Annotated in this window: 9 protein-coding genes; all 9 read left to right on the plus strand. The window is 35.2% G+C overall.

The window, feature by feature from the left end:
* Positions 1–132 precede the first annotated feature (132 nt).
* The 9 genes from uvrC to JF259_RS05665 all read left to right on the plus strand — a co-directional run bounded on the left by uvrC (position 133) and on the right by JF259_RS05665 (position 12,125).
* Entirely contained in the window at positions 133–1,926 is a 1,794-nt protein-coding gene (uvrC, locus tag JF259_RS05625) for an excinuclease ABC subunit UvrC (RefSeq protein WP_199114332.1), read from the plus strand.
* Positions 1,923–4,157 carry a patatin-like phospholipase family protein gene (locus tag JF259_RS05630; protein ID WP_199114333.1) on the plus strand — a complete coding sequence of 745 codons (2,235 nt, stop codon included), beginning with the start codon at positions 1,923–1,925 and terminating at the stop codon, positions 4,155–4,157. The genes uvrC and JF259_RS05630 overlap by 4 nt, the downstream gene beginning before the upstream one ends.
* A 203-nt stretch (positions 4,158–4,360) precedes the next feature.
* On the plus strand, positions 4,361–5,518 hold the full coding sequence (locus tag JF259_RS05635) for a homogentisate 1,2-dioxygenase (RefSeq protein ID WP_199114334.1): 1,158 nt from the start codon (positions 4,361–4,363) through the stop codon (positions 5,516–5,518).
* A gap of 141 nt (positions 5,519–5,659) precedes the next feature.
* Entirely contained in the window at positions 5,660–6,820 is a 1,161-nt protein-coding gene (hppD, locus tag JF259_RS05640; RefSeq protein WP_199114335.1) for a 4-hydroxyphenylpyruvate dioxygenase, read from the plus strand.
* A 171-nt stretch (positions 6,821–6,991) separates the two neighbouring features.
* Entirely contained in the window at positions 6,992–7,777 is a 786-nt protein-coding gene (locus JF259_RS05645) for a DUF3108 domain-containing protein (protein ID WP_199114336.1), read from the plus strand.
* A gap of 7 nt (positions 7,778–7,784) precedes the next feature.
* Positions 7,785–8,702 (plus strand): tryptophan 2,3-dioxygenase family protein, encoded by a 918-nt coding sequence (locus JF259_RS05650; RefSeq protein ID WP_199114337.1) that lies wholly within the window; start codon positions 7,785–7,787, stop codon positions 8,700–8,702.
* Complete coding sequence (locus JF259_RS05655; RefSeq protein ID WP_199114338.1) at positions 8,660–9,985, plus strand: M23 family metallopeptidase; 1,326 nt, start codon at positions 8,660–8,662, stop codon at positions 9,983–9,985. The genes JF259_RS05650 and JF259_RS05655 overlap by 43 nt, the downstream gene beginning before the upstream one ends.
* Positions 9,986–9,989: 4 nt before the next feature.
* Positions 9,990–11,609 (plus strand): glucose-6-phosphate isomerase, encoded by a 1,620-nt coding sequence (pgi, locus tag JF259_RS05660; protein ID WP_199114339.1) that lies wholly within the window; start codon positions 9,990–9,992, stop codon positions 11,607–11,609.
* A 75-nt stretch (positions 11,610–11,684) separates the two neighbouring features.
* The gene (locus JF259_RS05665; RefSeq protein ID WP_199114340.1) at positions 11,685–12,125 is read left to right on the plus strand and encodes a hypothetical protein; all 441 of its coding nucleotides are present in this window, start codon (positions 11,685–11,687) and stop codon (positions 12,123–12,125) included.
* The last annotated feature ends 20 nt before the right edge of the window (positions 12,126–12,145 follow it).

Genomic DNA, 12,145 nt, shown 5'->3' on the forward strand with positions numbered 1-12,145 from the left:
ACATTAAAAGTTTAATCGAAAAGAATTCCCCAAGGCTCCGTCTCGGGGATAGTTCGTTTCAAGAAATTCTTTTAATAGAATTATAAGATTGTATTTAAGCGATAAAAAATTAAAATAATTACCTTTGGTTGAATGGATAAACCAACTTTGGACATACAATTAAAAACCTTGCCAAATGCCCCTGGTGTATATCAATATTACGACGCAGAAGGTACTATTCTCTATGTTGGAAAAGCTAAGAATTTAAAAAAGCGTGTTAGTTCCTATTTTACAAAGATACACGATAGTGGTAAGACCAGAGTACTAGTAAAAAAAATAGCGAGTATCAAGCATATTGTTGTCGATACCGAAACAGATGCTTTGCTGTTGGAAAATAACCTGATAAAAAAATACCAACCGCGTTATAACGTCATGCTGAAAGATGACAAATCGTATCCGTGGATTTGTATTAAAAATGAACGTTTCCCAAGAGTGTTTTCCACACGACGTGTTATTAAGGATGGAAGCGAATATTTTGGGCCTTATACTAGTATGAAAACCGTATCGACTTTGTTAGGCCTGATTAAAGGCTTGTACAGTTTAAGAACATGTAATTACCATTTGTCTGAATCTAAAATTGAAGCAGGAAAGTATAAAGTCTGCTTAGAGTATCATTTGGGAAACTGTAGAGGTGCCTGTGAAGGTTTGGAAACCGAACAGGAATACAATGAAAACGTCAAAGCAATTAAAGAAATATTAAAAGGGAATTTTAAAGACTCGCTGTCGCAATTCAAATTACAGATGAAACAATTGGCAGCAGATATGCAGTTTGAAGAAGCGCAAAAAATAAAAGAAAAGATTGAGGTATTAGAGAACTATCAAGCGCGTTCTACTATTGTAAATCCTAAAATTAGTAATGTGGATGTGTTTTCAATAACCAGTGACGAAAGTTATGGTTATATTAATTTTTTACAATTGTCTTACGGATCCATTATCCGATCACATACCTTAGAGGTAAAAAAGAAATTAGATGAAAGCGATCGAGAGTTGTTAGAATTGGCCGTAACAGAAATAAGGCAGCGTTTCAATTCTAAATCCAAAGAAATTTACGTGCCTTTTAAAATTGATTTGGGAAACGATGTTAAGGTAACCATTCCTAAATTGGGAGATAAGAAGCATATTTTGGATTTGTCACTTCGCAATGCCAAGTATTATAGAATGGAGCGGTTTAAACAAATAAAAATAACCGATCCAGACAGGCATGTTAATAGGATTATGGCACAAATGAAAGCAGATTTAAGGCTTTCGGAAGAGCCTAGGCATATTGAATGTTTTGATAATTCCAATATTCAAGGTACTAATCCCGTAGCAGCATGTGTGGTTTTTAAAGATGGAAGACCAAGTAAGAAGGACTATCGTCATTTTAATATTAAAACAGTAGTTGGTCCCGATGATTTTGCATCTATGGAAGAGGTAGTATACAGGCGCTACAAACGATTGCTTGAAGAGGAGCAGCCATTACCTCAGCTTATTATTATTGATGGCGGAAAAGGGCAATTGTCCTCTGCTTTAAAGAGCTTGGATGCGCTTAACTTAAGAGGGAAGATTGCAATTGTCGGAATTGCGAAACGTTTGGAAGAATTATTTTACCCAAATGATCCAATTCCTTTATATTTAGATAAGAAAAGTGAAACCTTAAAAGTAATTCAACAACTGCGTAATGAAGCACATAGGTTTGGGATAGAACATCATAGAAATAAACGAAGTAAAAGTGCGTTAAATACAGAGCTAGAAACGATTCCCGGAGTAGGAGAAAAAACAATAGTGGTTTTACTAAAGCACTTTAAATCCGTAAAACGAATTGTAAATGCCAAGTTGGATGAACTAGAAGCTGTGGTAGGCGTTTCAAGAGCAGAAAAAATTTATAACCATTACCATAAAAAATGAAATACGCACTAGCTATAATCTTATATTTTATTTGTGTTTCTGGCTTTGCTCAGGAGACAGATAAAAAGGATATAAAAGTAGGTTTGGTGCTTAGTGGTGGAGGCGCAAAAGGTTTGGCTCATGTAGGTGTGCTTAAAGTTATAGATAGCTTAGGGGTACGTATAGATTACATAGGCGGAACCAGTATGGGGGCTATTATAGGAGCTTTGTATGCTTCAGGCTATTCAGGGAAACAAATTGAAGCTATTTTTAAGAATGCTAACTTCGATGATATATTGAACGATAATTTGCCAAGAGCTTCTAAAACATTCTATGAACGTGAGAATTCAGAGAAATATGCCATTGTCTTGCCTTTTGATAATTTCAAGATTAAGTTGCCTTCGGCGCTTTCAAGAGGTCAAAATGCCTATGGAATGCTTTCAAGATTATTGTTACATGTAAACGATATCGAAGACTTTAATGATTTACCAATTCCATTTTTTTGCGTTGCTACTAATATAGAAACCGGTAAGGCAGTAATTTTGGATAAAGGGAATTTGGCACAATCCATAATGGCGAGTGGTGCCTTTCCCTCATTATTTCAACCGGTTATTGTCAATGACCAGCTTTTGGTTGACGGTGGCGTAGTAAATAATTACCCTATAGATGAGGTTAAGCAAAAAGGGGTTGATATTATTGTTGGAGCCGATGTACAGGACAGTTTAGCAACTAGAAAAGAACTCACATCAGCTCCTGAGATTTTACTTCAAATTAATAATTACCGAACGATTAACGATATGCGCTTGAAGTCAAAAAAAACAGATGTTTATATAAAACCGGAAGTTAAGGATTTTACTGTGGTTTCTTTTGATTCAAGTGAACAGCTTATGAAGCAAGGGCACATTGCAGCTTTAAAATATGCTGAGGTGTTTAAAGAAATACATTCAAATCAGGATCAAACCAATACTATTAAGCGACCAGAAATAAAACGGGTAGATAGCATAAAAATTAATTCGGTAACGCTTAAAGGAAATAAAAATTATACACGATCCTATGTGTTGGGTAAGTTAAAATTTAAAGCGAGAGAAAAAGTTAGTTACGATCATTTTTATAAAGGGGTGAATAATTTGGTAGCAACCAATAATTTTGATAATTTTTTGTACCATTTGGAGTCCTCAAAAAGTGAAGAAGGCTACGACATGTATGCTTCTTTAGAAGAAAGCTCAAAAACTATGTTTTTTAAATTAGGGGTGCATTTTGATGATTTATACAAAAGCTCTGCGCTGATCAATTTTACCAAAAAAAGAACCTTTACTAAAAATGATGTATTGTCTTTCGATTTGATTCTTGGCGATAATGTAAGGTACAATTTAGAGTATTATGTCGACAGGGGATTTTACTGGAGTGTTGGTTTTAAGTCGCGATTCGATGGATTTAACCAGAATGTAGCGGCAAATACTATTTTAACATCAGAAGAATTAGCTTTGATAAATGTAAATAAACTGTCGCTTGAAATAGGGGATTTTACCAATCAGTTGTATTTACAGACGCTTTTTAGAAAGGATTTTGCTTTAACCCTCGGGGCAGAGCATAAACATTTAACGATCGCCTCCGAAACGATTGTCGCCAATAATTCAAATGAAGAAACGTTTTTTGAAAAAAGTGATTATTTAAGTTTATTTGGTAAATTGAAGTTTGACACCTATGATGATAAATACTTGCCTAAAAAGGGGTTTTTGTTTGAGGGAGATTTACATAGTTACCTTTACGCATCAGGACTTAATAAAGATTTCTCAGGGACATCAATTGCCAAGGCGACTATAGGTTACTCACAAGATTTTTCTACAAAGTTTACAGCAAACCTAACGGCACAAGGAGGTTTTAGAATAGGAGAGGATTTAAGTCCATACCTTAATTTTTCTCTAGGAGGTTATGGAGCGCAATTAATTAATAACTATACTCCGTTTTTTGGGTATGATTTTCTGTCCCTTACGGGCAATAGTTTTGTTAAGTCGACACTAACTTTGGATTATGAGTTTTTTAAGAATAACCATATAAATATTGCTGCGAATATTGCAAATGTAGAAGACAACATTTTTGAAACCGGCGAATGGTTTTCTGAACCAGATTACACAGGTTATGCTATTGGATATGCCCTCGAAACACTTCTTGGGCCTATAGAAGCGAAGTATACATGGTCACCCGAAATTAAAAAAAGTATTTGGTTTTTTAGTCTTGGTTTTTGGTTTTAGTATCCTGTAAATTTTTACGATATTTGTAACGTTATGCAGTTGTTTTGGAAAGACTTATTGCAATTTCTTCATTACCTTATCAAGAGAAATCCTGAATAAGCAAGCATTTTTGTATCTTTATATATACTGACTTACAGTTAAATGTAACCTTGTTTATAAATACAAGTTACTTTTTTAGTATTTAATTTTAATATTTTACAAAAATGCCATTTTATCATAAATTAGGAACGATTCCTCGCAAACGTCATATTCAATTCAGAAAACCAGACGGGAGTTTATATTACGAACAATTATTTGGAACCATCGGTTTCGATGGGATGTATACAAATAGTTACCATGAACAGCGCCCAACGCAGGTAAAAGAAATAAAAAACCAATACAGTGTTAAGCCAAAAATTGCTATTGAAAACAATATTAAATCATATCGGTTAAAAGGATTTCAGGTAAAACCAGAACAGGATTATTTAGAGAGTAGAAAAACGGTGCTTGTTAATAGTGATTGCGCCATTGTATTGGCAGCACCACAAGAATCTACACAAAACTACTTTTACAAGAATACAGATGCCGATGAGTTGCTGTTTGTTCATAAGGGCTCAGGGACGTTGCGTACCATGCTTGGGAATCTTGATTTTAAGTATGGCGATTATCTGTTAATCCCAAGGGGAGTCATTTATAAAATAGATTTCGATACCGAAGAGAATAGACTTTTTATTATAGAGTCACATCGGCCAATATATACGCCAAAGCGATATAGAAACTGGTTTGGGCAATTATTGGAACATGCCCCTTTTTGTGAGCGCGATATACGCAAACCAGAGACATTGGAAACTCATAATGAAAAAGGGGTGTTTTTAATAAAAGTAAAGAAGCAAGGTGATATTATTGAAATGGTCTATGCATCGCATCCTTTTGATGTGGTAGGGTACGATGGATATAATTATCCGTATGCGTTTTCTATTCACGATTTTGAACCTATTACCGGTCGAATCCACCAACCGCCACCAGTGCATCAAACGTTTGAAACCGATGCCTTTGTGGTGTGTAGCTTTGTGCCACGATTATACGATTACCACCCTCAATCCATTCCAGCGCCATATAATCATAGTAATATAGATAGTGATGAAGTGCTGTACTATGTTGATGGTGATTTTATGAGTAGAAACGATGTAGAAGTCGGACACATTTCCTTGCACCCGGCAGGTATTCCACACGGTCCACATCCAGGAGCGGCCGAGCGAAGTATAGGGAAAACAAAAACTGATGAATTAGCTGTAATGGTAGATACTTTTAAACCACTAAAGCTAACAGAAGAAGCAATGAAAATTGCGGATGAAGATTACTATAAATCTTGGTTAGAGTAAATTATTAATCTGAAGCTGTTTCCTGCTCTTGATATGTCTTTTTTATAAAAATCAAAAAGAAAGCCACTTCAATCAGGAGTAAAGCATAAACATTTGTTGTTAATTAAACGATTCAACGAATAAAAAATAAACACTATTGTTATGAGTAAAGAAGTTAAATCAGTAGACTACGGTTTAGAAAAGATATTCGAAGGAGCGCAAGATTTTTTGCCACTTCTAGGGACGGATTATGTAGAATTTTACGTTGGGAATGCCAAACAATCAGCGCACTTTTACAAGACAGCATTCGGTTTTCAATCCTATGCATACAAAGGCTTGGAAACAGGATCAAAAGATACTGTGAGCTATGTGCTGAAGCAAGATAAGATCAAGTTGGTGTTAACGACACCTTTAAACAGTGAATCACCAGTTAATGATCATATAGTAAAACATGGAGACGGTGTAAAAATTATAGCGTTGTGGGTTGAAGATGCTAGAAAAGCATATGAGGAAACTATAAAAAGAGGTGCTAGGTCTTATATGGAACCGGTAGTGGAAAAAGATGAGCATGGCCAAGCCGTTAGAGCTGGTATTTATACCTATGGAGAAACAGTTCATATGTTCGTTGAACGAAAGGATTATAAAGGTCCCTTTTTACCAGGGTTTGTTGCCTGGGAGTCGGATTATAACCCCAAACCAGTTGGGCTTAAGTACATAGACCATATGGTAGGAAATGTAGGCTGGGGACAAATGAATACCTGGGTAAAATGGTATGAGGATGTTATGGGCTTTGAAAACTTTTTGTCGTTCGACGATAAACAGATACATACCGAATATTCAGCATTAATGAGTAAGGTGATGAGTAATGGTAATGGGCGTATAAAATTTCCAATTAATGAGCCGGCAAAAGGAAAGAAACGTTCGCAAATTGAAGAGTATTTGGATTTTTATGAAGGCGCAGGTGTACAACATATCGCAGTAGCAACCGATGATATTATTAATACAGTGTCCCAATTAAAAGCTAGAGGTGTTGAGTTTTTGCCTCCACCGCCGCAAGCTTACTACGACGATATTCCACGTAGGTTAGGAGAGCATAAGGATATGATGAAAGAAGACATAAAGGAGCTTCAAAAATTATCGATTTTGGTTGATGCAGATGAAGAAGGGTATTTGCTTCAAATTTTTACAAAACCCGTTGAAGATAGGCCAACCCTGTTCTTTGAGATCATTCAGCGTATGGGAGCACGCGGTTTTGGTGCTGGAAACTTTAAGGCGCTTTTCGAATCTATTGAAAGAGAACAAGCAAATAGAGGCACACTATAAGGATATTTGCTTCATAATCTTATAAATATCAATAAAACTCTGTCATTTATTTTTGATGGAGTTTTATTGTTTTAATACTTTTGGAACAGTAATTGTAATTCCTGTATCGTAATACTAAAATCAAATATTTAAAGTTGAATAGGTATTACATTCACAGATATCCCTTTGCAAATGAAAAGACAACTATTTATAGTACTTATAGCACTACTGGCATTAAATCCTGTTTTTTCTCAGGAAAAATCGGCTTTTGATGTAGGCGAATGGTTTAAATTTAAAATGAGCTACAGTGGGTTTTTAAAGGCCGGTAATGCGACACTCACCGTTAGGGATTCTAAGATTAATGACAAGGATGTATACCATGTTGTGGGTAAAGGATGGACAACAGGTATGATAAAATGGTTTTTTAAGGTTAAAGATAGGTATGAAAGCTACTTTGATAAAGAGACTATTATGCCCTATAAGTTCATTAGGAATATTGATGAAGGAGGCTATACAAAGGATCTTGAAATAGATTTCGACCAAACTAAAAACCTAGCCTATATAAATGATAAAAAACATAATAAGAAAACGGTAATTGAGACCAGACCTAATATTCAAGATATGGTTTCTACATTTTATTATTTGCGTAATAATTTAGATGTTGGGACGTTAAAAATAGGAGATGAAGTAAGGGTAGATATGTTTTTTGACAAGGAGAACTACGGCTTTAAACTACAGTTTTTGGGAGAAGAAATAGTAAGTACGGATTTTGGAGATGTTGAAGCCTTAAAATTTAGGCCTTATGTTATGGCGGGTAGGGTATTTAAAGAAGAAGAAAGTTTGACACTTTGGGTGTCGAAAGACAAAAATAAAGTACCTTTGCGAATTAAAGCAGATCTAGCTGTAGGGTCGTTAAGAGCAGACCTTGAAGCGTTTAAGGGACTTAAGCATCCTTTCAAAATTGTTGTTGATAATTAAATAAATTTTGGACTCAAAAATAACCGACCAACTTAAAAAAAAGTATGAAGCAATAGGGCAGGACCTAAATGTTCAGTTGGAAGGTTTGCTTCACGGTAAACCCATGACTTATTGGGATTACATTCAAACCGATGCTTTATTAAATCTTCAGGTACAGCGAACGACGTTACCAGATGAGATGGTATTTATTATGTACCATCAAATAACCGAGTTGTTCTTTAAAATGATCCTTGTTGAAATTGAACAAGTTGCTAAAAATGATACTGCAGACGTTACCGTCTTTACTTCGAAGCTCATGCGCATAAGTCGTTATTTCGATATGCTTACCGCTTCGTTTACCATTATGAAGGACGGTATGGATGTCGATCAATATAACAAATTTAGAACGACACTAACACCCGCCAGTGGTTTTCAAAGTGCCCAGTATCGAAAAATTGAATTCGCATCAACCGAACTTATCAATTTAATAGACAAGCGCTATAGGGAAACTATAGATAGGAATACGTCTTATGAACATGCTTTTGAGCATTTGTATTGGCAAGCAGCAGGTAAAGATTATAAAACAGGTAAAAAGAGTTATACTTTAAGCGTTTTTGAAGAAAAATATAAGGGCGAATTTATTAAGTTTACCGAGTTTTATAATACCCACAATTTGTGGACAAAATTTAAGGCCTTACCTCAGGAACATAGAGAGAATAAAGAATTAATAAAAGCCATGCGCCATTACGATTACACAGTAAATATAAAGTGGGTCATGGCACATTACAATACAGCAAACCATTATTTAAACCTTGGGGGCAAAACCGCCGAAGCTACCGGAGGTAGTGAATGGGTAAAGTATATGCATCCAAAACATCAAAAAAGAATATTTTTTCCAGACTTATGGACAGAAGAAGAATTGCAAAATTGGGGATCAAATATTTAATAGCGTGCTTGCTAAGTCTAAGCCTGTTTTTAGGCTGTAAAGAAGACAAGCAACAACAACCTTTAGTAGAAGAAGAACTGGCGGTTGTAGAAGCACCTGACGAAGTCTATGAATTTGGGTTTAACTTGAATGATTTTGTTGTAAAAAGAGATACAATAAAAAAAGGAGATAGTTTTGGGGAAATTCTAGAACGTAATAAAATAGGCTATCCTAAGATATTCCATATCGCCGAAAAAGCAAAAGACACTTTTGATATTAGAAGGCTTCAAGTAGGCAAACCCTACACCTTACTCTGTACAAAAGACTCTTTGCAAAGGCCTACATGTTTTATTTATCAGCCTAATAAGGTAGATTATGTTGTTATTAATTTCCAAGATTCTATTCATGCCTATAAGCGGCAAAAACCTATTAAGTTTGTCGAGAAAGAGATTTCAGGAACCATATATTCCAATTTATCGGTGACTATGGATAGCCTGCATTTGTCGCCAATACTAACAAATACTGTTGCAGATATTTATGCATGGACATTAGATTTTTATAAGTTGCAAAAAGGCGACAAGTTTAAAATAATATATACAGATAAGTATATAGAAGACTCAATTTATGCAGGTTTAGACAATGTAAAGGCAGCTTATTTTGAACATAATAATGAACCCTTTTATGCTTTTGAGTTTGTAACCGACAGTGTAAAAGGAATTATGGACTATTTTGACGAAAATGCTAAAAATTTGCGTAGGGCTTTTTTAAAGTCCCCGATTAAATTTAGATATCGAATTTCATCTCGCTATAATTTGCGACGTAGAATAGCCTATTACGGATATAAAGTACGTCCACACAAAGGTACCGACTTTGCCGCGGCTGTAGGAACCCCAATTATGGCTACGGCTAATGGGACAGTAACGAAATCCACCTATGCAGGTGGTAATGGTAATTATGTTAAGATCAGGCATAATAGCACCTACGAAACCCAATACCTTCACATGAAAAAGCGTAAGGTAAAAGTAGGACAGCATGTAAAGCAGGGTGATGTTATAGGCTGGGTTGGTATGACCGGAAATACCGGAGGCCCCCATGTGTGTTATCGATTCTGGAAGAATGGTAAACAAGTGGATCCATTTAGACAAAAATTGCCGGAGGCCGAGCCTATTTCAGATAGTTTAAAAGCGAAATACCTGGATTTTATAGCACCCATAAAAGTACAATTGGACAGTATTCCTTATGAAGAAGAAATATTTGAAGACACTATAAACAATAACAACAACCTTATTACAAGCAACAACTAACTTTATGGCATTACCAAACATAAATCCAACAACAACAAAATCTTGGGAACAGCTGCAAGCACATTATAATGATGTTCACAATCTTCACATGAAGGATTTATTTGCACAGGATAAAGACCGTGCAAGTAAATTCACTATAAACTGGGAAGATTTTTATGTGGATTTCTCAAAAAACAGAATAACAGAAGAAACATTAACTTACTTGTTACAGTTAGCCGATGAGGTTAAATTGAAAGAAGCTATTGAAAGTCAGTTTTCAGGAGAGAAAATCAATCAAACAGAAGGGCGTGCCGTTTTGCATACGGCTTTACGAGCGCCAATAACTTCAGAATTTAAGGTAAACGGTGTGAATGTTATACCCGAAGTGTATAATGTTAAAAAGAAAATAGAACATTTCACTAACGAAGTGGTTAATGGAAACAGAAAAGGGTTTACCGGAAAACCATTTACCCATGTTGTAAATATTGGTATTGGAGGTTCCGATCTTGGCCCTGCGATGGTGGTCGATTCATTACAATATTATGCCAATCACTTAACCACACATTTTGTTAGTAATGTTGATGGCGACCATGTTAATGAAATTATTAAAAAATTAGACCCAGAGACGACGCTTTTTGTAGTAGTTTCTAAAACATTTACTACGCAAGAAACCCTGTCTAATGCGAATACGATTAAGGAGTGGTTCTTAAAGTCGGCCGATCAAGCAGCCATAGCCAAACATTTTGTGGCGGTATCTACCAATATAGAAAGCGTGAAAGCATTTGGTATAGATGAAGCGAATGTATTCCCTATGTGGGATTGGGTAGGAGGTCGCTTTTCATTATGGAGTGCCGTTGGTTTAACTATTAGTTTGGCTATTGGTTATAACAATTTTGATAGCCTACTACAAGGAGCCAACAAAATGGATGAACATTTTAAAAATGAAGATTTTAAAACTAACATTCCGGTAGTATTAGCCCTTATAAGTATTTGGTACAATAACTTTTTTAATGCCGAAAGTGAAGCGGTAATACCTTATTCTCAATATCTCAATCAGTTTGCAACCTATTTGCAACAAGGTATTATGGAGAGTAACGGAAAAAGCGTAGACCGCAATGGGAATGCAATCGATTATCAAACAGGAACGTTAATTTGGGGTGAGCCGGGCACGAATTCACAGCATGCCTTTTTCCAACTAATTCATCAAGGAACCAAATTGATTCCAGCCGATTTTATTGGATTTGTAAAATCGTTGCATGGTAATCAAGACCATCAAGATAAATTGATTTCAAACTTTTTGGCGCAAACAGAAGCCTTACTTAATGGTAAAACGGAAGCCGAAGTAGTTGCCGAAGGTACGGCAAAGGACTTAACGCCCTTTAAAGTGTTTAATGGTAATAAGCCAACCAACACTATTTTTGTCAATAAATTAACTCCAGAAAGTTTAGGGAAATTGATTGCCATGTATGAGCATAAAATTTTTGTACAAGGCATTATTTGGAACATTTTTAGTTACGATCAATTTGGAGTTGAGTTAGGAAAACAATTGGCAAGTAAAATTCTGAATGAATTTAATGGAAGTACAGTAAACGAACACGATTCGTCTACTTTAAATCTGTTGAATTATTATAAAACATCTAAGTAAAGAGATAATCAATATTTAGTATTTTTTTATGTATTAATTATTACATTTGTTTCATTAACACATAACTGTAAAATCATGTACAATACCATACAAACATTACATTCTTATTGGGCTTATATTGTTTTATTAGTTTTAATTATAGCTGCTGTCAATGCAGTTGTTAAGTTTTTGGGAAACAAGGAATATTCAGCAAAGGACTTTAGAATATCGTTGTTTACATTAATAGTGTCCCATATTCAATTATTAATTGGTTTGGTATTATATTTGGTATCTCCCCGTTTAGCGCTTTTTGGCGAGCTTGGAATGGGCGGCGTGATGAAAGATGCTGTAAACAGATTGTATTTAGTAGAGCATCCTTTTGTTAATATTATTGCTGTTGCTTTAATAACCATAGGTTATTCAAAGCATAAAAAGAAGCTTACTTCATCTGCAAAACTAAAGCCCATTGCTATTTTTTATACGCTAGCACTGTTATTGTTTTTATCGCGTATACCTTGGAGTGCTTGGTTAAGCTAGAAGGAAGTAGTTTGAACAAA

The organism is Snuella sedimenti, assembly GCF_016428595.1.
GTDB classification, from domain to species: Bacteria; Bacteroidota; Bacteroidia; order Flavobacteriales; family Flavobacteriaceae; genus Snuella; species Snuella sedimenti.